The 26,038-nt window shown below is 56.9% G+C and carries 23 protein-coding genes; 11 read left to right on the top strand and 12 right to left on the bottom strand.

Annotation, left to right across the window (positions count from 1 at the left end; all coding sequences use genetic code 11):
* Nucleotides 1-41: 41 nt before the first annotated feature.
* The 6 genes from ACEWL3_RS01175 (at nt 42) to ACEWL3_RS01150 (ending at nt 6,968) form a co-directional block, all read left to right on the top strand.
* Nucleotides 42-1,637, top strand: a complete 1,596-nt coding sequence (locus ACEWL3_RS01175; protein WP_386177208.1) for an ABC transporter substrate-binding protein — start codon at nt 42-44, stop codon at nt 1,635-1,637.
* Between the two features lie 81 nt (nt 1,638-1,718).
* On the top strand, nt 1,719-2,711 hold the full coding sequence (locus ACEWL3_RS01170) for an ABC transporter permease (protein WP_386177885.1): 993 nt from the start codon (nt 1,719-1,721) through the stop codon (nt 2,709-2,711).
* Nucleotides 2,711-3,622, top strand: a complete 912-nt coding sequence (locus ACEWL3_RS01165; RefSeq protein WP_386177207.1) for an ABC transporter permease — start codon at nt 2,711-2,713, stop codon at nt 3,620-3,622. The genes ACEWL3_RS01170 and ACEWL3_RS01165 overlap by 1 nt, the downstream gene beginning before the upstream one ends.
* Nucleotides 3,622-4,479, top strand: coding sequence for an ABC transporter ATP-binding protein (locus ACEWL3_RS01160; protein WP_386177883.1), 858 nt, complete (start codon nt 3,622-3,624; stop codon nt 4,477-4,479). The genes ACEWL3_RS01165 and ACEWL3_RS01160 overlap by 1 nt, the downstream gene beginning before the upstream one ends.
* Nucleotides 4,476-5,216 (top strand): ABC transporter ATP-binding protein, encoded by a 741-nt coding sequence (locus ACEWL3_RS01155; RefSeq protein ID WP_386177206.1) that lies wholly within the window; start codon nt 4,476-4,478, stop codon nt 5,214-5,216. The genes ACEWL3_RS01160 and ACEWL3_RS01155 overlap by 4 nt, the downstream gene beginning before the upstream one ends.
* Before the next feature lie 228 nt (nt 5,217-5,444).
* Nucleotides 5,445-6,968 carry a malonate--CoA ligase gene (locus ACEWL3_RS01150; protein ID WP_386177205.1) on the top strand — a complete coding sequence of 508 codons (1,524 nt, stop codon included), beginning with the start codon at nt 5,445-5,447 and terminating at the stop codon, nt 6,966-6,968.
* Nucleotides 6,969-7,008: 40 nt separating this feature from the next.
* Here the strand turns inward: ACEWL3_RS01150 and ACEWL3_RS01145 are convergent, their stop codons facing one another.
* The 5 genes from ACEWL3_RS01145 to ACEWL3_RS01125 all read right to left on the bottom strand — a co-directional run bounded on the left by ACEWL3_RS01145 (nt 7,009) and on the right by ACEWL3_RS01125 (nt 12,403).
* Nucleotides 7,009-7,983, bottom strand: a complete 975-nt coding sequence (locus tag ACEWL3_RS01145; protein ID WP_386177204.1) for a quinone oxidoreductase family protein — start codon at nt 7,981-7,983, stop codon at nt 7,009-7,011.
* A 116-nt stretch (nt 7,984-8,099) separates the two neighbouring features.
* Complete coding sequence (locus ACEWL3_RS01140) at nt 8,100-8,687, bottom strand: HutD/Ves family protein (protein ID WP_386177203.1); 588 nt, start codon at nt 8,685-8,687, stop codon at nt 8,100-8,102.
* A gap of 43 nt (nt 8,688-8,730) precedes the next feature.
* A complete protein-coding gene (locus tag ACEWL3_RS01135; RefSeq protein WP_386177202.1) occupies nt 8,731-10,947 on the bottom strand; it encodes a TRAP transporter permease in 2,217 nt (738 codons plus the stop codon).
* Between the two features lie 2 nt (nt 10,948-10,949).
* Nucleotides 10,950-11,426 carry a DUF1850 domain-containing protein gene (locus ACEWL3_RS01130; RefSeq protein ID WP_386177201.1) on the bottom strand — a complete coding sequence of 159 codons (477 nt, stop codon included), beginning with the start codon at nt 11,424-11,426 and terminating at the stop codon, nt 10,950-10,952.
* Nucleotides 11,426-12,403 (bottom strand): TAXI family TRAP transporter solute-binding subunit, encoded by a 978-nt coding sequence (locus ACEWL3_RS01125; RefSeq protein WP_386177200.1) that lies wholly within the window; start codon nt 12,401-12,403, stop codon nt 11,426-11,428. Before ACEWL3_RS01125 ends, ACEWL3_RS01130 begins: the two co-directional genes overlap by 1 nt.
* 466 nt (nt 12,404-12,869) lie before the next feature.
* Here ACEWL3_RS01125 and ACEWL3_RS01120 point away from each other — a divergent pair, with 466 nt between their 5' ends.
* The 4 genes from ACEWL3_RS01120 (at nt 12,870) to ACEWL3_RS01105 (ending at nt 20,058) form a co-directional block, all read left to right on the top strand.
* Nucleotides 12,870-13,925 (top strand): efflux RND transporter periplasmic adaptor subunit, encoded by a 1,056-nt coding sequence (locus tag ACEWL3_RS01120; RefSeq protein ID WP_386177199.1) that lies wholly within the window; start codon nt 12,870-12,872, stop codon nt 13,923-13,925.
* The gene (locus ACEWL3_RS01115; RefSeq protein WP_386177198.1) at nt 13,922-15,013 is read left to right on the top strand and encodes an efflux RND transporter periplasmic adaptor subunit; all 1,092 of its coding nucleotides are present in this window, start codon (nt 13,922-13,924) and stop codon (nt 15,011-15,013) included. The genes ACEWL3_RS01120 and ACEWL3_RS01115 overlap by 4 nt, the downstream gene beginning before the upstream one ends.
* Nucleotides 15,010-18,057 carry an efflux RND transporter permease subunit gene (locus ACEWL3_RS01110; RefSeq protein WP_386177197.1) on the top strand — a complete coding sequence of 1,016 codons (3,048 nt, stop codon included), beginning with the start codon at nt 15,010-15,012 and terminating at the stop codon, nt 18,055-18,057. The genes ACEWL3_RS01115 and ACEWL3_RS01110 overlap by 4 nt, the downstream gene beginning before the upstream one ends.
* Before the next feature lie 201 nt (nt 18,058-18,258).
* Nucleotides 18,259-20,058 (top strand): NAD(P)/FAD-dependent oxidoreductase, encoded by a 1,800-nt coding sequence (locus ACEWL3_RS01105; RefSeq protein ID WP_386177196.1) that lies wholly within the window; start codon nt 18,259-18,261, stop codon nt 20,056-20,058.
* A 107-nt stretch (nt 20,059-20,165) separates the two neighbouring features.
* Here ACEWL3_RS01105 and ACEWL3_RS01100 read toward each other — a convergent pair whose 3' ends face one another.
* The 4 genes from ACEWL3_RS01100 to ACEWL3_RS01085 all read right to left on the bottom strand — a co-directional run bounded on the left by ACEWL3_RS01100 (nt 20,166) and on the right by ACEWL3_RS01085 (nt 23,746).
* On the bottom strand, nt 20,166-21,050 hold the full coding sequence (locus tag ACEWL3_RS01100) for an endonuclease/exonuclease/phosphatase family protein (protein ID WP_386177195.1): 885 nt from the start codon (nt 21,048-21,050) through the stop codon (nt 20,166-20,168).
* 383 nt (nt 21,051-21,433) lie between these two features.
* Nucleotides 21,434-21,925, bottom strand: a complete 492-nt coding sequence (locus tag ACEWL3_RS01095; protein ID WP_386177194.1) for a protein-tyrosine phosphatase family protein — start codon at nt 21,923-21,925, stop codon at nt 21,434-21,436.
* A 3-nt stretch (nt 21,926-21,928) separates the two neighbouring features.
* The gene (rlmN, locus tag ACEWL3_RS01090; protein WP_386177193.1) at nt 21,929-23,104 is read right to left on the bottom strand and encodes a dual-specificity RNA methyltransferase RlmN; all 1,176 of its coding nucleotides are present in this window, start codon (nt 23,102-23,104) and stop codon (nt 21,929-21,931) included.
* A gap of 111 nt (nt 23,105-23,215) precedes the next feature.
* Nucleotides 23,216-23,746 (bottom strand): invasion associated locus B family protein, encoded by a 531-nt coding sequence (locus tag ACEWL3_RS01085; RefSeq protein ID WP_386177192.1) that lies wholly within the window; start codon nt 23,744-23,746, stop codon nt 23,216-23,218.
* A 192-nt stretch (nt 23,747-23,938) separates the two neighbouring features.
* On the opposite strand from ACEWL3_RS01085, the gene ACEWL3_RS01080 reads away from it, so the two are divergent.
* A complete protein-coding gene (locus ACEWL3_RS01080; protein WP_386177191.1) occupies nt 23,939-24,919 on the top strand; it encodes an asparaginase in 981 nt (326 codons plus the stop codon).
* An 18-nt stretch (nt 24,920-24,937) separates the two neighbouring features.
* Here ACEWL3_RS01080 and ACEWL3_RS01075 read toward each other — a convergent pair whose 3' ends face one another.
* From ACEWL3_RS01075 to ACEWL3_RS01065, 3 genes are read right to left on the bottom strand one after another with little or no spacing between them, the layout of a single operon-like run.
* Entirely contained in the window at nt 24,938-25,252 is a 315-nt protein-coding gene (locus ACEWL3_RS01075; RefSeq protein WP_386177190.1) for a YciI family protein, read from the bottom strand.
* Between the two features lie 29 nt (nt 25,253-25,281).
* Nucleotides 25,282-25,710 (bottom strand): SRPBCC family protein, encoded by a 429-nt coding sequence (locus ACEWL3_RS01070; RefSeq protein ID WP_386177189.1) that lies wholly within the window; start codon nt 25,708-25,710, stop codon nt 25,282-25,284.
* Nucleotides 25,703-26,035, bottom strand: a complete 333-nt coding sequence (locus ACEWL3_RS01065; RefSeq protein WP_386177188.1) for an ArsR/SmtB family transcription factor — start codon at nt 26,033-26,035, stop codon at nt 25,703-25,705. Before ACEWL3_RS01065 ends, ACEWL3_RS01070 begins: the two co-directional genes overlap by 8 nt.
* Nucleotides 26,036-26,038 lie beyond the last annotated feature (3 nt).

Genomic DNA, 26,038 nt, shown 5'->3' with positions numbered 1-26,038 from the left:
CACGTAGATATAATTGAAACGGAACAGGAGAGGTTCTTACGATGAATGCTTTTAACAGACTACTGACGAGCGTTGCGATTGGCCTGGCGGTCAGCGTGACGTCGTTCTCAGCTCATGCTGAGACGCCGGCAAACATGCTGGTGATCGCGCACCGTATCGACGATGTGACGACGCTGGACCCGGCAGAGAGCTTTGAGTTTGCGGGCTCCGACATCAGCCGCAATGTCTATAACAGGCTGGTCAATCTCGACCCACTGGATTTGGCCGCTGGCTATAAACCCGATCTGGCAGAAAGCTGGGAAGTCTCAGAAGATGGCAAGACGATCACCTTCACGATGCGCGATGGTGTCTCATTCCATTCGGGCAATCCGGTGCGGGCAGAAGATGCCGCTTTCTCGTTGCAGCGCGCGGTCATCCTGAACAAGACCCCAGCGTTCATCCTGACCCAATTTGGATTTACGCCTGAGAACGTGGCCGAGACCATCAAGGCCGACGGCAACAAGCTGATGATCACGACGGACAAGAAATACGCGACGTCCTTTGTGCTGAACTGCCTGACATCCACCATCGGCGGCATCGTCGACAAAGAAGTCGTGATGGCCAACGAAGTTGATGGCGATATGGGCAACACTTGGCTGAAAACCAATTCGGCAGGCTCTGGTCCTTACAAGCTGGACGGTTGGAAGCCCAATGAAAGCGTGACACTGTCGTCGAACCCCGACTACTACGGCGGTGCCCCGGCGATGGAGCGTGTGATCGTACGTCACGTCATCGAAAGCGCGTCCCAGCGTCTGCTGCTGGAGCGCGGCGACATCGACATCGCGCGCAACCTGAACCCAGAAGACATTGCAGGTGCAACCGCTGCGGATGGGGTGAAAATCACAGATGAGCTGAAAGGCCGTCTGATGTATCTGGCGCTGAACCAGAAACACCCTGTGCTGTCCAAACCCGAAGTCCGTCAGGCGTTCAAATACCTGATCGATTACGAAGGCATGCGCGACAGCTTCCTCAAGGGTCAGTACACCATCCACCAGAACTTCCTGCCCGCGACATATCTGGGCGCATCCGAAGAAAACCCGTTTTCGTATAACATCGAAAAAGCCAAAGAACTTTTGGCAGCGGCTGGTGTGGAAAACCTTGAGGTCGAAATCGGCGTACGTGAGGCGCAGGAACGTATCGAGATTGGTCAATCCTTCCAAAACGCTGCTGCATTGGCTGGCATCAAGGTGAACATCACCGTGGGTACTGCCAAGCAAATCCTTGCGCGGTATCGTGCGCGGGAACTGGATGTGTACCTGGGGGCTTGGGGACCGGACTATCCTGATCCACAAACCAATGCCGGTACCTTTGCCTATAACCCTGACAACTCGGACGAAGCCAATGCGACAGGCCTTCTGGCGTGGCGTACGGGTTGGGACGCGGGCGGTCTGACCGAAAAGGTCGAGGCGGCAGTGACCGAAGGAGATCGCGACAAACGGGTGCAGATGTATCTGGATATTCAGGCAGAATTCCGGGAAATCTCTCCTTTTGTGATCATGTTCCAACAGATTGAACAGTCCGCGCTGCGTGACAATGTGACCAACTGGTCCACCGGTCAGGCTGTGACATCGGCTGCTTACTGGCAGGTTACCAAGTAAGTGGCCCTTTCCGAGGACAACAATCAGAGGCGCCCCACGCGGGCGCCTCTGTCAGAGCAGGTCTGGCCGTTCTTGCGCACGATGCTGCTGACAGTAGGCTCTGTCGCGGTCACCATGCTTGGCCTTTTGTTCATCACATTCATCATCGGTCGCGTTATGCCGATCGACCCGGTACTGGCCATCGTGGGCGAGCGGGCATCGCAATCAACTTATGACGCGGTCTACTTTCAGCTGGGGCTGGACAAACCGCTAGTCGTGCAATTTTTCTACTATCTCTGGGATGTGCTGCATCTGGATTTTGGCACCTCGTTATTGAATGCGCGCCCCGTCTCAGAGGACATCGCGCGTGTCTTTCCAGCCACCCTGGAACTCGCGACACTGGGAATTATCTTTGGAGTTGTGCTTGGCGTGCCCTTGGGTGTGCTGGCGGCTGTGCGCAAAGGCTCCTGGATAGATCAGATCGCCCGCGTTGTGGCGCTGGTTGGGTATTCCATGCCAATCTTCTGGTTGGGCCTGATGGGCCTTCTGGTCTTTTATGGCATTCTGGGGTGGGTTGGCGGACCGGGACGCGTTGGCATTTTTTACGTCGATGTGGTGCCCAGTGTGACGGGCATGATCCTTGTTGACGCCGCATTGGACGGAAATTGGGATGTTTTCAAAGATGCATTTTCGCACATCGTTCTGCCCGCATCGCTGCTGGGTTACTATTCGCTGGCCTACGTCAGCCGCATGACGCGGTCGTTCATGCTGGAACAACTTAGCGCGGAATATATCACCACCGCACGGGTCAAAGGCATGTCTGAATGGGATGTTGTCTGGAAGCACGCTTTCAAGAACATCCGCGTGCAATTGATCACTGTCATTGCGTTGAGCTACGCGAACCTGCTTGAAGGCTCGGTGCTGACGGAAATCATCTTTTCATGGCCGGGCATTGGCAGCTATATTACCACAGCCCTGCTTAGCGCGGACATGAATGCGGTCTTGGGTGGCACCGTCGTTGTTGGTCTCATATTCATCCTGCTCAATATCTTCTCTGACCTGCTCTACAAGGTCTTCGATCCGAGGGCGAAATAATGGCCGACACACAAAGTCTGCACCAATGGTTGGTCACCGAGACGCCGACATCCCGACGCCACGCCAAGCTGTCGGCCCTTTATCAGGGCTGGCTGTCGTTCAAGTCAAATACGATGGCGATGATTGGATTGGGGATACTTGTTGCCTTGGTCCTGATCGCCGCCGCCGCCCCAATCATCGCACCGCATGACCCCTTCGTCCAAGACTTGGGCAACCGGCTCGCGCCGTTGTGGACGGACGGGCATGTCTTTGGCACGGACAGCCTTGGGCGCGATATCCTGTCCAGACTGATCTACGGCGCGCGGATCACACTTTATATCGTGGCCCTTGTGGCGTTGATCGCGCCAATTGCCGGTCTTCTGGTGGGTACCGTTTCGGGCTATGTCGGCGGCTGGACTGATACAGTTCTGATGCGCATTACCGATATTTTTCTGGCCTTCCCGCGTCTAGTTCTGGCATTGGCGTTTGTCGCCGCCCTAGGGGCCGGGATCGAAAATGCGGTGCTTGCAATCTCGCTTACGGCCTGGCCCCCTTATGCACGCATAGCACGTGCGGAAACGCTGACAATCCGATCATCTGATTATATCAGTGCAATCAAATTGCAGGGTGCTGGGGCACTCAGGATCATCACCAAACACATCTGGCCGCTGTGCATCTCGTCGCTCATTGTAAGGGTCACGCTGGACATGGCGGGCATTATCCTTGCCGCTGCCGGATTGGGCTTCCTTGGCCTTGGCGCGCAACCGCCCAGCCCTGAATGGGGCGCGATGATTTCTGAAGGGCGGCGCTTTATTCTGGATTACTGGTGGGTTGCGACTGTGCCGGGGCTGGCGATCTTTACGGTTTCGCTGGCTTTCAATTTACTGGGCGACGGGTTGCGTGACGTCCTTGACCCCAAGGCAGGTGAATGATGCAAACGCTTCTGGATGTGCAGAACCTTTGGGTGAAATTCCCCTCCCGCCACGGCGTATTCGACGCAGTGCGCGGTGTGTCCTTTACCTTGGGCAGGGAACGTCTCGGCATCGTCGGCGAAAGCGGTTCGGGCAAATCAATGACCGGACGCGCCATTTTGCGCCTGATCCGACCCCCCGGCATTGTCGAGGCGGATCAGATCAGCCTCGACGGTGTGGACCTCCTCCAGAAATCCGAAAAAGACATGCGGGCAGTGCGCGGACAGCGCATCAGCATGGTGATGCAGGACCCCAAATTCTCGCTCAATCCGGTGATGACCATCGGCGACCAGATCATCGAGGCCTACCGGTTGCATAACTCTGCGTCAAAATCCGACGCCTACAACAAGTCGCTGGAGATGCTCGAAGCTGTGTCAATCCGCGACGCCGAACGGGTGATGCGCGCCTATCCTCACGAGATGTCTGGCGGCATGGGGCAGCGGATCATGATCGCCATGATGCTAATCCCGAACCCTGAAATCCTGATCGCTGATGAACCGACCAGCGCCTTGGATGTGTCTGTGCAACGTCAGGTGCTCGACATCATGGATAAGCTGGTGAAAGAGCGCGGGATGGGCCTGATCTTTATCAGCCACGACTTGAATCTCGTGGCTGATTTCTGCGACCGGGTGCTGATCATGTATTCGGGCCGCATTGTCGAGGTTTGCGACGCTGACAAACTGCATGAGGCAAAGCACCCCTATACGCGCGGTCTGCTAAACTCGCTTCCACGGCTGGACGCACCAAGAGACCGGTTGGACGTGTTGCAGCGTGACCCGGAATGGTCTGTCACCCCAAGCGTGAGTGGCCGCATATGAACATGCTCGAAATCCGTGATTTGAACGTCTGGTTTGGTCGAAACCGCGACCGTGTCGACGCTGTAAAAGGTGCCACTTTCGACGTGGGTCTGGGCGAAAGTTTCGGACTTGTCGGTGAAAGCGGGTCGGGCAAATCGACGATACTGCGCGCCATAACCGGTCTTGCACCAAATTGGTCGGGCGCAATCTCTGTTGAAGGGCAGGCCATAGGTAAAAAGCGGCCCAAGGCCTTCTTCAAAACCGTGCAAATGGTGTTTCAGGACCCCTACGCCTCGCTGCACCCACGTCATTCCGTTGATCAGGTTCTGGGCGAAACGCTGCACTTGCACGGGTTCAAAGACATAGATGGGCGCGTGGTGAAACTGCTCGACGATGTGGGCCTGGGTCAAAAGTTTCGCTTCCGCTATCCCCATCAGTTGTCTGGTGGTCAGCGTCAGCGTGTGGCAATTGCCCGCGCGCTTGCGCCGGAACCTAGTTTGCTGCTGCTGGATGAACCGACATCCGCATTGGATGTGTCTGTGCAGGCCGAAATCCTGAACTTGCTTGCGGATTTGAGGGCAGATCGGGATTTGACCTATTTGATGGTGTCACATGACCTATCCGTCGTTGGACATATGTGTGATCGGCTGGCCGTCATGAAAGACGGTGAAATCGTTGAGATTCTGGGCGTGGACGCGCTTCGGGCTATGAAAGCTGTCCAGCCCTATTCACAACAACTGCTTGCAGCGTCACTTTAGCTTACCACAGGTGCCGGTTCGGATCCTCGCAACCGCGCCGCGACCTGCTTGAGGTAAAGCGCCCAAATGGGGGTCGCCTAACCGCAGGGCGCAATCTGGCGGGGCCGATGGTAAACTTCCTTGGCGACCAGCCGGAAGGTGGCATATTCTTCTGCATTGCGCTCTCTGACGCGCAAGGCGATAACCAACAGCGCCTGAAATCGAACGCCTGACAAACTGGAAAGTGCTATGGCCAATCTGCTTTATGATACTCTGTTCGGGTGCCATGCCGGAAAATCGACACCCTTTCTGCATTTGCCAAATGCGCCAACGCTGACCCATGATGCTTTTGTGCGCATGGCGGGGCGCTATGCCAATGCGATAACGACGCTGGGCTTGGCACCCGGCGATCGGTTGGCGGCACAGATCGAAAAGTCGCCCGAAGGCTTGGCCGTCTATGCCGCTTGCGTTCAGACCGGCGTCATCTTTTTACCGCTCAATACCGGCTATACAGCGGCAGAACTGGACTATTTCATCGGCAATTCCGGCGCAAAGCTTGTGCTGGCAACGGACAAGGCCAAAGCAGCACTCACCCCCGTTTCCGACGCTTACGGCGCAACCCTCAAGACCCTCAATCAAGATGGCACTGGCAGCTTTATCGATATGTCCGCAGACCTGCCTGATACATTTGCAACCGTCAGCCGCACTGCCGACGATCTCGCGGCGTTCTTGTATACTTCAGGTACCACAGGCCGTTCCAAAGGGGCGATGCTGACACAAGCCAATCTGCTGTCTAACGCGCAGACACTGGCAGACTATTGGCGGTTCACCGATGCTGATGTCTTGCTGCATGCTTTGCCGATCTTTCACACCCACGGACTTTTTGTGGCCACCAACACGACACTTGTAGCAGGTGGATCAATGATCTTTTTGCCCAAATTGGATATCGATCAGATGATCGCCCATATGCCAAAGGCCACCACGATGATGGGCGTGCCAACCTTCTACACGCGGCTGCTTGACGACGAAAGATTTACCGCCGATCTCACTGCACATGTGCGGCTATTTGTATCCGGTTCCGCGCCTTTGCTGGCTGAAACACATGCCCGGTTCGAAAAGCGTACCGGTCACCGCATCCTTGAACGGTATGGCATGACCGAGACCAATATGAACACCTCGAACCCCTATGATGGTGAGCGTCGCGCCGGGACTGTTGGTTTTCCGCTTCCCGGTGTGGATCTCAACATCATCGATCCGGCAACCGGTAAAAAGGTCGCGCAAGGCGAGATTGGCCAGATCGAAGTACGTGGGCCAAACGTGTTCAAAGGGTATTGGCAGATGCCCGAAAAGACTGCTGAAGAGCTGCGCAGCAATGGTTTCTTTATCACTGGTGATCTGGGCCTGATCGACGCCGATGGCTATGTGACGATTGTCGGACGCAACAAAGACCTGATCATCTCTGGCGGCTACAATATCTATCCCAAAGAGATTGAGCTGATCCTGGACGAACAACCCGGTGTGCTGGAAAGCGCCGTTATCGGTGTGCCGCACCCGGACTTTGGCGAAAGCGTGGTCGGGTTGCTGGTGGCTGAACCCGGTGCCGATCTGTCGACCGATACCATCATGGCCGCATTGGGCAAACAGCTTGCACGGTTCAAACAACCCAAGAAACTTGTCGTGATGGATGCGTTCCCGCGCAATACCATGGGCAAGTTACAAAAGAATATTCTGCGGGATCAGTTCGCTGATGTTTTTGCCGGGACCGACACCTGAAATCGCCAACTGAGGGCGGGCATGGCCCATCCGCGGTGCCCTAGATATCCAGCACAGTGGATCCTGTTGTCTTGCGCGCCTCCAAAGCTTCATGCGCTTTTGCCACATCTCGCAGGGCGAACCGCTGCCCGATGTTGATCTTCACGTCTCCGGCCAGCACTTTTTCGCCAAGGTGTGTTGCCATCGCCTGACAGGTTGCGTGGTCACCAATGTGGGTGAACAGTGTTGGACGGGTTATTTTCAGAGACCCCTTTTTCGCCAGAATTCCGACGTCGAAAGGCGGCACCGGTCCAGATGCATTTCCGAAAGTGATCATCATGCCGAGTGGCTTCAGGGATTCGAGCGATCCGTCGAACGTGTCCTTGCCCACCGCGTCCATCACCACATCGACACCTTTGTCGCTGGTCAGGCTGCGCACTTGCGCCACCCAATCGCCACTGCGGTAATTCAGGCAATATGTTGCGCCGTGATCCAACGCGAGCTGGCATTTCTCGTCCGTTCCCGCCGTGCCGATCAGGGTGATCCCTTCGGAGCGCGCCCATTGGCAGGCCAAAAGGCCCACGCCACCGGCCGCCGCGTGAAACAATACCGTATCCCCTGATTTCAAAGGCGTGGTGCGGTGAAAGAGGTATTCCACCGTCATGCCCTTGAGCATCATCGCGGCCCCTTCCTCGAATGAGATACCTTCAGGCAGCGGACAGACCTGAGCGGCAGGCATCACCCGTGCCTCAGCGTAGGCCCCCGGCGGGTTCGATGCATAGGCAGCACGATCACCGACTTTCAGATGGGTCACCCCCTCGCCCACGGCCTCAATCACACCGGCGGCTTCCATGCCCATCGCGTGGGGCAATTGCATCGGATAAAGCCCGGTACGCTGGTACACATCGATGAAATTCAGGCCGACTGCTTTATGTGCAATGCGGACTTCGCCTTTCCCCGGTTCACCAACTGCGACGTCCACCAATTTGAATTGCTCTGATCCTCCATGCGCCTCAATTATTGCCGTAAGTGCCATCGTTCATCCTCCCAGTGTTGCCATTAGCAAGAGGGCAATTCTATCGTGATGTCCAATGTTTAAGGATCACGATTTGCCAAACAGGCTTCTTTTGGTCGCAACGAGAAAGCATCATCTTAAGGCTTGCCAATGCAGAGCTTAACGTTGTCGCTCAGGTCCAAATAGCGAAGTCTTATTTCAAGCATTGCGTCCCCATCGCCCAAGCTCAGTGCCGCATCTGCTTCATCAAGAAACGCGGTATCGCCAGTAGTCAGTCGCGCGGCATTCATCGTTGGGCCACCTGACAGTACATGCAACGCGACAATGCCGAATGCGGGGCGCAAAATGACCTGTTCAAACGGACCCCTGCGGACGATCACGTCTCCTTCGCAAAAGGTCGGATCAAACATCAGGTTCAGATCGGTCAAAGCCCCACGTGTTAGGCGTGAGTTGATCCTAAGGTTGCCATCAAATCGCACTGGGTCCCACAATTCTGCATCCAGCGTGCCGTTTTCGTGCTCCAACACCATACCACCGCCAGAAACCACAGTCAGTATGCGGATAAATCCGGTAAAGTCTGAAAAGGCACCGTCTTGTGCAACATCCGCGCGGCTTATCCTCCAGACTACATGTTGATCTGTGATGCCAGTGGCAATTTCGCGCGTCGTGCCGCCACCATTTTTCCAAGGCACCTCTATCAGGTCGTCGGCTCTTAGTATGCGCAACTGGTCGCTCCTGTTCAGCTCTTGAGGATCTGCATCTATCCCGTCAACTCAGCGCTGGCATCTCCTTTTGGGTGTTGCGCAGAAGGATCGCCAGGACCAGCGCACTGCCGATTGCCATTGCCAGCCACGAGGTCGAGATTAGCAGCAGTCCCCCCATGGTCAGTGCAGCTTTGTCCAGCACGTTCAGAGGTGCTTTGAAATAGCCGATATAGGCGGCAGAAAGCGCAATAATGCAGACAATCCCACTGATCAAAGCGGCAACAAATTCGATGAGCGAAAAGTCCACGAACAGCAAGCTGGGTGCGTAAATGAACATGAACGGCACCAACGCCTTGCCCATAGACAGTCGAAATGCCGTCATGCCGGTCTGCATCGGGTCAGAGCGCGCAAGGCCAGCCGCGGCATAGGCGGCAAGTGCAACCGGCGGTGTCACATCGGCCAGAACGCCGAAGTAAAACACAAAGAAATGCGTGGCGATGAGCGGGATATCGAATTCCATCAGCGCGGGGGCCGCGATAGAGGCAAGGATGATGTAAGTCGGTGTCGTTGGGATACCCGCGCCCATGATGATGCAGGCGATTGCGACGAATACGAGACCAAAGAACAGCGCCATGCTTTTTTCATTCAACAGTCCTGTAAAATCTATCGCGGTCATGAAGCCCGCCAGATCATAGGCCAGTTCAACCACAGCCGCTGAGAATTTGAACCCCAGTCCAGTCAGTGTGGTGATCCCAAGAAGAAAGCCGACGCACGCGCAGGCGGCCCCGATGGCAAGCGCGAATTTCGCACCATCCTCAAACCCGCGCACAAGTCGCGGTGGGGTCAGCACGCTGTCCAGATCCATCGACGTATTGCCAAACGCCCGCATCAGCAGCGGCACATAGGAAAATACGATTGTAAGGATGATACCCCAGAAGGCCGCCAAAAACGGTGTGTATTGCATCAACAGCAACGCCACCATGACACCCAATGGCAAGAATAAATGCCATGATTTGCGCAACACTGCCTTGAATTGAGGAATTTTGTCGGCGGACAATCCAGCCAGGCCAAGGCGCTTGGCTTCAAGATGGACCATCAACATGATCGCCAGATAATGAAATGCGGCGGGGATGATGGCGATCAGGATGATCTCGTTATACGGCACGCCCAGCATTTCGGTCATCACAAAGGCCGAGGCCCCCATGATCGGGGGCGTAACCTGCCCGCCGCAGGATGCCGACGCTTCGATGGCACCTGCGAAACGGGGCGTAAATCCGGATTTCTTCATCAGTGGAATTGTGAACGCCCCTGTCGTCACCGTATTGGCGATCGGAGAGCCAGAGATCATGCCGAAAAAGCCCGAAGACACCACAGACACCTTGGCACTGCCGCCCGATGCGCGCCCCGCCACGATTGTGGCAAGATCGATGAAAAGTTGGCCCAGACCGCTCATCTGGGCAAGAATGCCGAACAGCACGAAATGGAAAACGTAAGTCGCCACAACACCGACGGCGACGCCATAGATGCCTTCGGTACCGACATAAAGATGGTTGATGATGCGCAGGATGTTGTAGCCACGGTGGCCCATGATGCCGGGCATATAGGGGCCAAACATGGCATAAACGATGCAGAACACGCCGATGAAGGCAAGCGTTGGCCCCATGGTGCGCCGCGTCGCCTCAAGTGTCATGACGATGGCGATAAAGCCCATCATGTATTCCTGCGGGCGCGGTGACCCCACATTTTCAATGAACACATCGCGAAAGAAGACCACAAGATAAAGCGAGAAACCGGCACCGAGGATGGCAAAAAGCCAGTCCCGCAACGCGACCTTACTGCCCGGCAACCCGCGCCCCTTGATGGGCAGGGTCAGCACGGTCAACAACACCATAGCAGCGGCAAACGCATAGGTGAGCGCGGTGGGTGGCAACGCCCTCACCAGATCGTAAATAATGTAGAGGTAGAAGGTCCCGAAAATCGCGCTGTCAATCCACAGGCGGCGCGTCGGTTCGGCGCGGCGGCGTGGAAAGACCAGAAACACCAGCCCCATCACAAAAGTCAGGTGGATGGTGCGGTGCGTGACTTCGTTCAGCAGACCAAAACCAGCGGTGTAGACATGAAAGAGTGACAGCGTGACGCAAGCGATCGTCACTAGCCAGGCAACCGCCCCTTTGAGGTCGCGAAAATTCGATTCTGAATCGTATTCACGCACCAGCGCTTCGATTTCATCGGGTGTCAGTTCGCGATCATCAGGAGCTGCGGTATGCGTTGTGTCAGACATGATTACTCCGATGGTTCACAGGCCGCGATCCGAAGGGTGACATGACCCAGTGATGCAAGCACAATAGATTGGCCATTGATATGCAGGGTATTTTCGTATTCGGGTTGGACCCGCACGATCATCGCACCGATGGGACGTGCAAGGTCAAGGATGAATTGGCCGTTCTCGTGTCGCCATCCGGTTGCGTGCATCTCATTTGTCGTGGACGGCAGGCCAGCGCCGTGCGCGTTGAATATTTCCGCCGTCTGGATGATTTGCCCCGCGACGATCTCATAGGTATCCACAACAGGTGTGCGCGAGACAGAATGGATGAACCCCAATGCAAAGGTCCCGCCGGGATCAAGCGGAAAGGCCTTCACTATCTCGTTCGAACTATGGCTGTTCAGGCACAAAGAGGGGGCCGAACGGGCCGCGTCAGGCAAGGTTAGGATGGCCCAAAAGGCCACCCCAAAGGCACTAAAAGTGCCATGTGTCGACATCACTTGATGCCTTTCTCCATATAATATTTCTCGGCCCCCGGATGCAGCGGCACCGACACGCTTTCCAACGCCTTTTCAAGCGAGATTTCCTTGCCCTTTGGATGCACGTTACCCAAGGTTTCAGTGTTCTCGTAGAGCGCCTTGGTCACCGCATAGATGATGTCGTCCGGCACGTCCGCATGGGTTGCCCAGATCGCCCGCACGGCGAGCGTTTCAACATCGTTATCCTGACCTTTGTAAGTGCCGCCCGCAAGGATCGCATTCGCGTAATACGGCTGAGTTTCCTGCAATTTGGCAATCGCGGGCCCATTCAAAGGCACGATGCGGATTTCATGACCGTTGGCCAGATCAGTGACCGACGACGTTGGCGAACCTGCGGTGATCAGAGAGGCGTCTAGGTTGCCGTCCTTGATCTTGTCCACCGACTGCGAGAACGACGAAAAGTCTTCGGTGACGTCTTCGCGGGTCATGCCGTGCGCGATCATCAGGTCACCCAGCAACTGCCATTGGCCGGACCCCGGAGAGCCGGAAGAGATGGTCTTGCCCTTGAGGTCCGCGAATGTCTCGATCCCTGAATCTGCGCGCACAACAAGCTGAACCGTCTCGGGATAAAGTGCGCCGATGGCGCGGATGCTCTCGGCCTTTTCTCCCTCGAACTGGTTCACGCCCTTGTAGGCAGCGTCCAGAATATCCGCCGCGACAAAGGCAGATTCGATCTCGGCTCGACCAAGAAGCTGCGCGTTAGCGACAGATGCATTACCGGTCTCGGCGGTGGCCGACAGTTTGGTATCTGGAATTTCCGCCGTGTTCGAGATCAGCTGCGCCAGCATGCCACCCAAAGGATAATAGGTGCCACCGGTGCCGCCTGTTGCGATGCCGAAAAAGACCCGCTCTGCGGCAAAGACGGGCAAGGTGGTCAGATGCAGCAGTGGTGCTGCAGCGACGCCACTCATAAAGATACGACGTGAAAGTTTCATGGTTCTTCCTCTATTTGGCAGCCTGCTTATGACAGACCCGATGCGCGGGCTGCTGGCAGACAGAATTACGCGCCAGATCATTTTTCCTCGCGAGAATCACATGTTCGCGAGAATCCGGCGGTATGTCTAGCGATTAAGCCAAAGGGCCAGATTGATAAATTTGCCGAAGCATGTAAGGCAAGTTCGAACCGGCCATTATTTCCGCCCGGCTATCAACCCAACCGGCACAATTCAGATGACCCTTGGCATGAGCGACGGCAAAATGGGTTTGAAACTGACACTGTGATGTGGTGGTGATACAACCGTATCAGGCGTGCCTGAAGTGCACGGCTCAGAAAGCATCTGGCCAAAGTGAACCGATTAGTTTAGATTGCGTTCCATTGAACAACCCGTCACATTCCGCCGGGCTCTTGCGATTGCCGCCTTGTGGCCCTTTACTGTTCCGATCAATTTCCCGATGAGGTTTATGATGATTTCCGGACGGACGTTATTTGCCAGCCTCATCTTTTCCCTGCCCGTCTACGCTGAGACTCCGCTGACCGTGAACGTCGTGGTCGCGCAAAATGTGGCAGATGAGCGCGTTAATGCACTGGTTGGCGAAATCGTGGCCCGCAACACGCTGACCGCATCATTTCCTGCAGGCGGTCGGCTTGCCAGCGTCAATGTTGAACAGGGCGACAAGGTCGCCGCCGGGGCGGTGTTGGCGCGAATGGAATCGGTGCGGCAGGAACAGACGCTGCGTGCTGCTGAGGCAGGTGTTGCAACGGCGCAGGCTGATTTCCGTCAGGCTCAGGCAGACCTTGTGCGCCAGAATGCACTGATCGAACGCGGTGCCACAACCCGCATCGCCCGCGATGCGGCCGAAGATGCGCTGACCATTTCCGAAGGGGTTCTGGCACAGGCGCAGGCTAACTTCGATCAGGCGCGCAAGGCACTGGACGATACCGTTTTGCTGGCTCCTGCCGCCGCCGAAGTCACGGACCGGATGGGCGAACCGGGTCAGGTTCTGGGCGCGGCACAACCCGTTGTCAAACTGGCGCTTGGAACCGACCTTGATGCGATATTTGACGTGCCGGAAGCATTGTTAACGAGCGAAACACATTCTGAGACGATCCAGCTTGATCTGCTCGATACCCCCGACGCTGGCTTTTTCGGAACAGTGCGAGAGGTCTCGCCGCTGGTCGATGCCTCGACAGGCACGGTTGAGGTGACTGTGAGCGTGCAGGATGCCCCGGCGGGTGCCAGCTATGGCGATGCCGTGCGCGGCACGGTGCGGCTGCAGGTCGATGACCGGATCGCCCTGCCCTTTACCGCGATGTCAGCCACCAAGGACGGGCCCGCCGTCTGGGTGGTCAATCCTCAAACGCGCAGTGTCTCGCTACAGCAGATCGATATTGACCGTTTCGAGACAGCCCGCATGATTTTGAAAAACGGACTGGAGGAAGGCGCTGTGGTCGTCACCGACGGGGCGCAATTGCTCTATCCGGGCCGGACTGTCACCTATCAGGAGCCCACAAAGTGAAATTGCTGCTGCTCGCGCCCGTCCTGCTTGTAACCGCTCTGCCGCTTGGGGCTGCCGAAAATACGGGCGGGCCAAAAGGCCTGCCTCAAATCGACACGCCGCGCCCGGTCATCTCGGATATTGTCAGCCTGTCGGCGTCGGCCCGCGCCAGCTTTGTCGGGGTTGTTGCTGCCAAGACCGAGATCGATCTGGGGTTTCCTGTGCATGGCACACTTGCCGCGCGGCTGGTGGATACCGGCGATATTGTCACCGGTGGTGATCTGCTTGCGCAGCTTGACCCCGAAGATTTCGACGCCGATGTGCGCGCCGCCGAGGCAGGTGTCGCTGTCGCGATGGCCAATCTGCGATCTGCAACCGATGCACAAAACCGGGCCAAGCAACTGGCCGGCCGTGGCGTCGATGCTGCCACCCGCCTCGAAGATACCGACCGCGCATTGACCGCTGCACAGGCACGCCATGATCAGGCGCTTGCCTCGCTTGCCAGTGCGCGTGAAATCCGCAATTACGCCGCGCTGCGCGCCCCGCAGGACGGCGTGATCACCAGCGTGCATGCCGAAGCCGGGGCGACGCTGGCAGCAGGCGAAGTGATTGTGACGCTGGCCGGGTCCCTTGGCCGTGAGGTCGTGATCGACCTGAGTGAGCAGGATGTGGCGAACTTTGACATCGGCGCGCCTTTTACGGCTGAACTGATCGCGATCCCCGACATGACTGCCACCGCTGTGCTGACGCGAATTGATCCGGTTGCCGAACGCAGCACCCGCACCCGCCGCCTGCACTTGTCGCTGGATCAGTCCGCCGCCGAAGGTTTCAGACTGGGGGCATTGGCAGTTGTGACGCCCGACGCACAGGCCGATGGCGTGCTGAGCCTGCCACGCAGCGCGATTTTGACCCCTGAAACAGCACCGCACATCTGGGTTGTGGACCGCAGCACCAACACCGTCCACGCCCGCCCCGTAACACTGGGCGAGGATTTCGGCGGCCGCATCCGCGTCGCGCAGGGCCTCAAGGTCGGGGATGAAGTCGTGCTGAAAGGCATACATTCGTTGAAGGACGGGCAAGTCGTTGGCCCGCAGGTCGCATTGCCATGAAATCGTTCAACCTGTCCGACTGGGCACTCAAGCACCGGTCATTCGTTTGGTTTCTAATGATCATTTCTTTGGTGGCCGGGACACTTTCCTATGTGAATATCGGGCGCGAGGAAGATCCTGATTTCTCGATCAAGACGATGATCATTCAGGCCGCCCTGCCCGGGGCCTCCACGACGGAAACATTGCGGCAAGTCACTGACCGGATTGAGAAAAAGCTCGAAGATCTGGAATCGCTGGATTACACCCGGTCCGTCACCGGGCCGGGGCTTGCGATTGTCTATGTCGAACTGCTGCCCACAACAAAGGCCGATCAATTGCCCCGTATCTGGCAGACCGTGCGCAATTATATGGGCGACATCAGGGGCGAGTTTCCACAGGAATTTGCGGGTTTTCAGTTCAATGACAACTTTGGCGACGTTTTTGGCAATATCTATGCCTTCACCTTCGACGGCTATTCCCCACGGGAAATGCGCGATTACGTCGAACGTGTGCGGCGCGCCGTTCAGGCGCTGGATGATGCCGGCAAGGTCGAGATTTTTGGCTTTCGGGAAGAGACTATTTATCTTGAGTTTTCGACCGAGCGACTGGCGGCACTTGGGCTGAACCAACAGGCCGTGCTGAACACCCTGTCAGCGCAGAATGCAATTATTCCATCGGGGGTCATCGACGCCGGTGATGAACAGGTCCTTGTGCGGGTTGGCGGCCAGTTTGAGGGCACCGAAAGCCTTGAAGACATCAATCTGCGTGTGGGTGAGCGGTTCTTTCGTTTGACGGATGTGGCCGACATCAAGCGCGGGTATGTCGATCCGCCCTCGACCATGTTCCGCTATAACGGCACCGAAGCCATGGGCCTGTCAGTAGGGATGCGCAAAGGGGCCAATATCATCGATTTTGGTGCCGAGCTGACGGCGGTGATGACACTGGCGCAGGCCGATATGCCGATCGGGATCACCATCCACCAGGTCGCCGACCAACCCCACGTGGTGGACGAGGCGGTGGGCCATTTCATACAGGCGCTTATCGAGGCGGTGCTGATCGTGCTTGCGGTCAGCTTCATCAGTCTGGGCGTACGGGCGGGTCTGGTTGTGACCATCACCATTCCCTTGGTGCTGGCGATTACATTTGTGATCCTCGACTACTACGGCATCACCCTGCAACGGATATCGCTTGGGGCGCTGATCATTGCGCTGGGCCTTTTGGTCGATGACGCGATGATCGCGATTGAAACGATGATCGCCCAGCTTGAAAAGGGCGAAACACTGACACGCGCCGCGTCCTATGCGTGGACCTCGATCGCGGCACCGATGCTGACCGGCACGCTGATCACTGTCGCGGGTTTTATTCCGATCGGGCTGAACACATCGGCAGCGGGGGAATTCACGTTTTCGCTCTTTGTGGTGATTGCCGTGTCGCTGCTGATCTCCTGGATCGTCGCGGTGCTTTTTGCGCCGCTTTTAGGGGTCACGCTGCTGCCTGCCAAGATGAAAGCGCACGATGCCGGGCCGGGCCGTCTGCGCCGTGGATTTCACCGCATTCTACACAGCGCCATGCGTTTTCGCTGGCTGACCATCATGGCCACCGTCGTGGTCTTTGGCGGGGCCATCTGGGGGATGCGTTTTGTCGAGAACCAATTCTTTCCCAACTCTGACCGTCCCGAGTTGCTGGTGGATTTCACCTTGCCGCAAAACGCCTCCATCACCGCCACGCAAACGCAAATGGACCGCATGGAGCGCCATCTGGAAGGCAATAACCATGTGCTGTTCTGGTCTTCCTACGTCGGGCGTGGTGCGCCACGGTTCTTGCTGTCGTTCAATGTTCTGACACCCGGGGCCAATACCGGACAGATCGTTATTCAAACCCCCTCAGTTCAGGACCGCGATGCCCTGCGCACCCAACTCAGAGAGATTGCCGCACAGGAATTTCCCGGGACCGACATCTACGTAAAGTTGCTTGAGATCGGGCCGCCGGTGGGACGTCCGGTGCAATACCGGCTGAGCGGACCGGACACCGACGTGGTGCGCGATACCGCGCGCGACCTTGCCGCGCTGATGGCCACAGATGACCGGCTGACCAGCATTGTGATGGACTGGAACGAACCGGCGCGGGTGATCCGGGTCAACATCCTACAAGACAAGGCGCGACAACTGGGCATTTCCACCACCGACATCGCGGGCGCTTTGAATGCGATCTATGATGGCACCCAGATCACGCAGCTGCGCGATGCCACATACCTTGTGGATATTGTGGCGCGTGGCGCGCCCGACGACCGCACATCGGTAGAGGCGCTCGCGAACTTGCAATTGAACGCAACCGACGGCGCGGTGATCCCGCTACGTGCCGTTGCCACCTTTGATTTTGGCACTGAACAACCCGTGATCCATCAACGTGACCGGATGCCAACGATTACCGTCAAGGCCGCCATTGCCACCGATGATCAGCCGGACACCATTGCAAACGATCTGGCCGACAAGATCGCCGATTTTCGCGCTGCCCTGCCCTTTGGTTACAGTGTTGTGGTGGGCGGCACGGTTGAATCCAGTGCCGACAGTCAGGGCCCGATAGCCGACGTGGTGCCATTGATGATGCTGATCATGCTGTCGCTGATCATGGTGCAGATGCAGGGATTTCGCCTGACGTTTGTTGTGCTTTGTGTGGCACCTTTGGGCCTCATCGGTGTGGTGGCCGCGTTGGTGCCGTCTGGTGCGCCGTTGGGCTTTGTGGCGATCCTGGGGGTGTTGGCGCTTGTCGGCATCCTGATCCGCAATTCGATCATTCTGGTGCATGAGATCGAAGAGCTGTGCCGCGCCGGGCGCAGCCAGTGGGATGCGGTGTTCGAGGCGTCGGACAGTCGGGCCCGACCAATCCTGTTGACTGCCGCTGCCGCCAGTCTTGCGCTGATCCCGATCTCGCGACAGATTTTCTGGGGGCCGATGGCCTATGCGATGATGGGGGGTATCATCGCCGGCACAGTGATCACTCTGGTCTTTGTGCCAGCACTTTATCTGGCGGTTTTCCGGGTCAAAGCACCGGCGAGCGACGCATAGACGCGACCGCTTCTCCGTCACCGGAACCGTTCAGAAAGTCAAAAACGCAGAGGTGTGGTAGGGGCCAGGACATTCAAATCCCGAGCGATAAGACAAGATATTTGGCACCAAGCTTGCCAAAATCCAACACCGCCGCTTAGGATCGCTGAAAATTTAAGACGTATCCGCAACATAATTGAATAGTGAGATCGGGAGGATAAGATGCTTGATACCAATGCAAACGCCCAGGTGGAACAGGTTCTTGGAGCGCTTAATGAGGCGATGATCGCAGGCGATGCCGCGGCTGCAGCAAATCTTTTTACAGATGATTGCTATTGGCGCGATCTGGTGACCTTTACCTGGAATATCAAAACACTAGAGGGCAAAGAGGCGATTGCCGATATGCTGACGTCGCAATTGTCCGCTGTTGAACCTGAGGGCTGGCGTATCGCCGATGGAGAAGTCGCCACTGAGGATGGCGGCATTACCACGGCCTGGATCAGCTTTGAGACCGCCGTGGCGCGCGGGTACGGATTGATCCGCCTGCGTGACGGGCTGATCTGGACGCTGCTGACGTCGATGGTCGAACTCAAGGGTCACGAAGAACCGCTTGGCATGGACCGCCCCATGGGGGCCAAACACGGCGCTGGCAAGCACCGCCCCACCTGGAAGGAAGAGCGCGAAAAAGAAACCGCAGAGCTTGGCTACAAAACCCAGCCCTATACCGTCATCATCGGCGGCGGTCAGGGCGGGATCGCGCTTGGCGCGCGACTGCGCCAGCTTGGCGTTCCCACGATCATCATCGAAAAGAACGACCGCCCCGGCGACAGCTGGCGCAACCGTTACAAGTCTCTCTGCCTGCATGATCCCGTGTGGTATGACCATCTGCCCTACCTGCCCTTCCCGCCCAACTGGCCGGTGTTCGCGCCTAAGGACAAGCTTGGCGACTGGCTTGAGATGTATACAAAGATCATGGAGCTCAATTACTGGACGCGCACCACCTGCGAGAGCGCCAGCTTTGACGAGGCCAAAAAGGAATGGACCGTCACCGTCAACCGCGACGGCAAAAAGGTTATCCTCAAGCCCAAGCAGCTTATCTTTGCCACCGGCATGTCCGCCAAGGCCAACATGCCCGAACTGCCGGGTAAGGACACCTTCAAGGGTGACCAGCACCATTCGTCCCAGCACCCAGGCCCGGACGCTTACAAGGGCAAAAAGGCAGTGGTCATCGGCTCGAACAATTCCGCCCACGACATCTGCGCGGCGCTGTGGGAAAACGATGTGGATGTCACCATGGTGCAGCGTTCGACGACCCATATCGTGCGCTCTGAACCACTGATGGAGATTGGCATCGGCGATCTCTATTCGGAACGTGCGGTGGCCTCTGGCATGACCACCAACAAGGCAGATATGATTTTTGCCTCGTTGCCTTATGCAATCCTCCACGAGTTCCAGATCCCAGTCTATGACAAGATCAAAGAGGTGGATGCCGATTTCTATGCAGGGCTGGAAAAGGCAGGGTTCCAGCTTGATTGGGGCTCGGATGGCTCCGGGCTGTTCATGAAATATCTGCGCCGCGGCTCGGGCTATTACATTGATGTGGGTGCCAGCCAGCTGATCATCGACGGTAAGATAAAACTTGCCCACGGGCAGGTCACCGAGGTTGTCGAAGATGGTGTGATCCTTGATGACGACACAAAGCTGGAAGCCGATGTGATCGTCTATGCCACGGGCTATGGCTCGATGAATGGTTGGGTCGCTGACATCGTTGATAAAGAGACCGCAGATAAGGTCGGCAAATGCTGGGGTCTTGGTTCTGACACGCCAAAGGATCCAGGTCCGTGGGAAGGCGAACAGCGCAATATGTGGAAGCCGACCCAGCAAGAGGCGCTATGGTTCCATGGCGGCAACCTGCACCAGTCGCGCCACTATTCGCAGTTCCTGTCCCTGCAAATCAAGGCGCGGATGGAAGGCATCGACACGCCGGTCTATGGCTTGCAAGAGGTCCACCACAAAGGATGATTGCATCGGGGGCCTGGGTGCACGGGGCCCCCTTGTCGTTGCACGCACGCATCAGCCATCGCATTGGAACCGTCCGCCGAGACGGTCCAAGGCCGCGAATCAAATTGTTAACGTAAATCCAGTTCGACAAACATCGGGTGATGGTCCGATGCGATCTGATCGTTATCGACCCGCACGCTTTGTACGCGCGAGGCCAGCATTCCGCCGACAAAACAGTGATCCAGTTGCCGTTTTTGAAGCTTTCCGCCGATCTCTTTGACATGCGTATGAAGCGCCCGCGCTGGGTGACCTGCAGCAATCGCGGCATCAACGAAACCATCATGATACGCCACGTTTGCATGATATGGTGCGTCGCCGATGATGCGGCGATATTCCGCACTGCCCGGCTCTGAATTGAAATCGCCCATCCAAATGGCGGCCAAAGGGCAATCCGGCTCGGCTTTACCCTGCGTCCAATTCCTGTGGGGTTCATCGTCAACACCACTCCAGGGACCACCCTCAAACGGGATGCGGCGGTGGCGTTCCAACAGAAATTCAATTTGATCAAGCCGTTCTTCCACACCAATATGGGCAAGGTGAACTGACAAGACCCGGATCGGCCCCCAAGGGGTTCGGATCATACATTCCAGTGCCGCGTTTTGAGTATTGAGCGGGTTAAGGACGCGGCGCATTGGCAGCAGATGAAGGCGGGACCAGACAATTGGCGTCCGCGATAGTATCATTGTTCCAAATTGCCGGCGTCGGTTGATCACACGTCCTTGGCCAACTGTGCTGGCATCCATGTCAAATGCAGGGCCATAGACGTAGTGGTAATCTGGCAAAAGCTTGGACAGAATTTCCGGCTGATCGTCAAAGCCTGTGCGCTCCCAGTTCCGCTCAACCTCCTGCAAAGCGATAATGTCAGCGCCGTCAATAACATTTGCGATGCGACTCAGGTCATAGCGTCCATCTGCGCCAAAGCCATATTGAATATTGTAGATCACCAGCTTCATGTGAATGTCCCGACACGCGTATCGCAGTATTGAAAGCGCAAATCACGTCTCTGCAAGGGTACTTCGGAGATTTTACATCAATGGACCATAGTTCAGGGACCAAATGCATGGATGCGCCGGATCGTTACAGTGCAAATCAGACACCCAGTGGGGACGCTCACGTTGACGTTTTGTACAAATCACTGAACGTTCTGTTGCGAGCGTAGGGCGACGTTGATCCCTTCTCGCCTATAGCCTCTGGAAACCTGCCAATCAGCCGTTGGGTTTGTACTTGTTTTCGCATCGGGAAATGGTTTGACAGTCCGAACTCAAATCTACGAAATCTCAGATTGCGCAGCACTTCAGAGTTTCAGAGTGTACGCTCTGTTTGATACTACCTGATGTCATGGTCTGATGCGTTGTTCATATTCTGCGATGAACCTGCCCTGTTCCATCGTATCAGGAATCAAGGCACCCCTTGCACGGGCAATCTTCTTTATTGCCAGCCCGCTATCACTGCCGAGCGCAACGAGCGTTGCCGCCGTCACCATGCCAGAACGGCCGATGCCAGCACGGCAATGCACCGCAACGTGCCTGCCATCCAGCAGCATATCCCCAATGCGCCGGACCAGTGGATCAAAAACCTTGATGTCGGGCAGGCCAAAATCCTTGATGGGCGACGATATGAACGCAAGGCCCGCGTCGGCACAGGCAACACTTTCCTCCGCAAGCCCCAACATCTCTGCCTCTTTGGGCACCAGCATGGATACCACTGTATCAACCCCTTGGGCCTGATACGCCTCGATGTCGCCATGCAGGTTATACCCATTCGGGCAGGGCATGATGAACAGGCTTCCGGGCAGGTCCGCCGCAACAATGTAGATTTCAGGCGTCACGGCTTACCGGGTCACCCCTGCCTCTGCCTCAATCTGCTTGCGTGATTTGCGTGCACGCTCTGTGGCTGATTTCAGCTGACCACAGGCCGCCATGATGTCCTCGCCGCGTGGCTTGCGGACCGGGCTGGCATAACCCGCTTTGTAGATAATTTCCGAAAATGCCCGGATGCGGTTGTTCGACGACCGCTTATAGGGCGCGCCGGGCCATTCGTTGAACGGGATCAGGTTGATCTTGGCTGGAATCCCACGAATCAGATCGACCAGCCGGTGCGCATCCGCATCGCTGTCGTTCACGCCATCCAGCATGACATATTCAAATGTGATCCGTTCCGAATTGCTGACTTTGGGGTACTCGCGCAGGGCGTTCAGCAGTTCCGCAATATTCCAGCGCTTGTTGATCGGCACCAGCGTATCGCGAACCTCGTCCGTTGTTGCATGAAACGACACAGCCAACTGGCAGCCGATCTCCTGAGCCGTGCGCGCAATCTCTGGCACCACGCCAGATGTGCTGAGTGTGATCCGGCGGCGCGACAATTGTATGCCCTCAGGGTCCATCGCGATTTTCATCGCATCGCGCACATTTTCAAAATTATAAAGCGGCTCGCCCATGCCCATCAGCACGATGTTGGACAGCAACCGCGCCTCATAGGTCCGGGTGCCCGTTTGGGGCCATTCATCCAGATCGTCCCGTACCACCATCACCTGACCAATGATTTCTGCCGCTGTCAGGTTACGGACCAATTTTTGGGTGCCGGTATGACAGAACGAACAGGTCAGCGTACAACCCACCTGACTTGAGACACAAAGTGTGCCACGCCCGTCTTCGGGGATATAGACAACCTCAACCTCGTGACCGCCCGCGATCTGCACCAGATACTTGCGCGTGCCGTCCTCGCTCACTTGTTTGGTCACGACTTCGGGTACGGCAATGACAAAGTTCTCTGCCAGTTCGGCCCGGAACGCCTTGGACAGGTTGGTCATGGACTCGAAATCGCGCACGCCCCATTGATAGATCCATTGCCAGATTTGGCCGACCCGCATCTTGGCCTGCTTTTCCGGCGTGCCCATCGCGATCAACGCATCGCGCATCGCATCGCGGGTCATCCCGACAAGGTTCGCAGGCCCCTCCGGCAATTTGCGCGGTATGGTGTGAACGTCTTGGGTTATGGGCGCAGACATAAGCGATTCTCCAACGAGCAGCGATGTGCCTCTATATAGGGACTGGCCACCAAATCAAAAGCAAACAGCCCCGCAAGTGCAGGGCTGCTTTGCGAGGTTTTCAAAAAAGGATTAGCCGCCGCAGCGTTTGGCCGCGTCTTCCACAGCTGCTGTGAACCCCAGCAAGGAAAAGCTGTCCTTGGTCTGTGTGCCCCGACCGGACCGGCCCGTCAGAACTGCATCAGAACCGCGCTTCATCGCTGTGATGATCTTGTTGTCGTCCTCGGTGGTCGCGGGCCATGCCCATTCCCCTTCGGTGAACAATTCAAACGTGTTGCCTGAGATGTTCATGTTGACGGTCGACCCGGACGCAAAAGGATAGCCGCCGGTAAAGGCCACCTGGCCTTTGGCACCGGCCGAGGGACGGTAAAATACCATCAACAACGTCTGACCCCGGTTCACCGCAACCACGCGCCCATCGCGTGAGTTCACAGTTTCCTTGGGCGTCGAAACACCCCAGCATTCCGTCGGATTGTCCTCGACAAAAACGCTCCAATCGGTCTTTGCTGCGACTCTGTTGTTACTCTGTTCCTGCGCCGAAACGCCGCTTGCCAAAAGCGCGGCAACACCTGTTGCCAACCCCAGCGATCTCAAAATTCCCATCTTTTACAGCCTCCAGCCGTCCTTAACCTCAATCTTTGTCCCAAACACCCGTCGGCAACCCTTATCATGGCTGTTCTCTTGCAAGTGCCTGTATTCTTTCCGACAACAATCATAATAACGTCAAACACGCGACCAGCGAAAGCCTGATTGGCAAATTTTCGCCCACAAAAAGCGCAATAGAAGGAACAATTCATGGTCAATCCTGCCCCTTTCACCGAAATCTGGCGCGGCCCCTTCCTTGAAAGCGTTCATTCCGGGCATGCGGTCATCTGTGATGACACCGGTCAAATCGTTGACGCATGGGGAAATCCTGATGCGGTGGTCCTGCCACGATCGTCCTCAAAGATGATTCAGGCGCTGCCCCTGATCACTTCCGGTACCGCAGATAAAGTCGGTCTTGGCACAGAACAACTGGCCCTGGCCTGCGCGTCACATCAGGGGGACAAGATCCACACGGACCGTGTCGGTATCTGGCTCAAGACGCTGGGTCTGGGGGATGATGATTTCCGCTGCGGTGCTCATATTCCGTATTCCCGCGCGGCAGACGTGGCCCTGATCAAATCAGACGAAAGCCCTTGCCAAATCCACAACAATTGTTCGGGCAAACACGCCGGGTTTCTGACCCTCAATCAGCACCTTGGGGGCGATGCAGACTATGTTGACATGAAACACCCCGTGCAACGCGCCTGTCTCGACGCGTTCGAAACCGTGACGCGAGAAACCTCACCCGGCTACGGCATCGACGGCTGTTCTGCCCCTAACCACGCCAGCACCCTGCACGGAATGGCCCGCGCCATGGCCCATTTCGCAGCGGCACCCGAAGGGTCAGCCGAAGCACGGCTGCATCAGGCGATGCGCCTGCACCCCGAACTGGTCGCTGGCGAAACCCGCGCCTGCACCGAACTGATGCGCGCCATGGACGGCAAAGTTGCCCTGAAAACAGGGGCCGAAGGGTATTTCACCGCCATTCTGCCAGACCGGAAACTTGGCATCGCCCTCAAGGCCGCCTGCGGCACCACTCGCGCCGCTGAATGTGCGATCACCGCCCTGCTGGTCAGATTGGGCGCGCTGGATGCCAATCACCCTGCAGCACTCAAGCGCATGAACGCACCGATCACAAACTGCCGTGGCATTCAGACAGGCATGATCAAACCGGCGGCAGGCCTGATGTAAACGTGGGTCCGTTTTGGGTTACATTTCGACGATTGGCGCGACCTCTGCGGTCCCGGTTCCATCCGCAACCATTGGACATCCAGCCGCCATTTTGCAGGCCTCGTCGATATCCGCCGCCCTTACGATGGTGAACCCGGACAGCGGGTTTGAACCGCCATTGTCTTCGACACCCTTGGCACTGACCGTCTTGGACATGCCAACCGGATTTCCCGGGTTCACCATCTTGTCACCAAGGCCTTTCATCCAGGCCTCCCATGCGGCCATGGCTTTGGCCCCTTCCTCTGGTGTCTCGGGCATGGCACCGCCATGATAGGCAAATATAAATTCTGGCATGATCTTCTCCTCTGCTGGGTTTGAAATTCTTAACCAAGAAACCGCGCAAGCCGCGTCAGCGGTCCGTTCCACCCTGCCGAATGACGCGCGGCCACTTCCTCGCTAGACAACTCGCGGTGATCAATGATCAACTTTGATCCAATCCCGGTTTCGACCACGGTAAATGTCACATGGCTTTCCGCACCGCGCTGGTCGTCATCGTCATGCCAACCCCAGGTGAACCCGATGCTGTGACCTTGATCGACCCGCGTCACCTGCCCGGACATCTTGAACCGATTGCCCTCATCGTTTAGCATCACGGCGTACCACGGACCAGGCTTGCTGAAATCAAGCTGTTCTTCGGGCAAGGTCATCCCATCATGCCCCCACCATTGGATCAGCATGGCATGCGATGAAATCACTTCGAACAACCGCGCCGGGCTGGCCGTAAATTCGCGTTCAAGCCGGATGTCAGCCATCGTCTGTCCCCCCGTCGTGCGCCAATAGCGCATCAAGCCGGTCAAGCCCCGCTTCCCAAAACGCACGATGCGAAATGGTCCAGTCTGAAATCGCCTTCAGCGCATTGGGCTGAACCGAATAATACCGCTTCGTCCCCGCCACACGCTGTTGAATGACCCCCGCCTTGCGTAGAACTTTCAGGTGCCGTGACACAGCTGGTGCGGACATCTCTACATCCGCTACCAGATCACCCGCCGCCAATTCGCCCTGCGCCATGAGCCGCTCCACCACCGCAAGACGGGTCCGGTCAGACAGCGCGGCAAAGGTGGCGGCAAGCTGGGTCATATC

Source organism: Sulfitobacter sediminivivens (assembly GCF_042611115.2).
Lineage (GTDB): Bacteria > Pseudomonadota > Alphaproteobacteria > Rhodobacterales > Rhodobacteraceae > Sulfitobacter > Sulfitobacter sediminivivens.
This window is presented reverse-complemented; position numbering and strand designations above follow the sequence as displayed.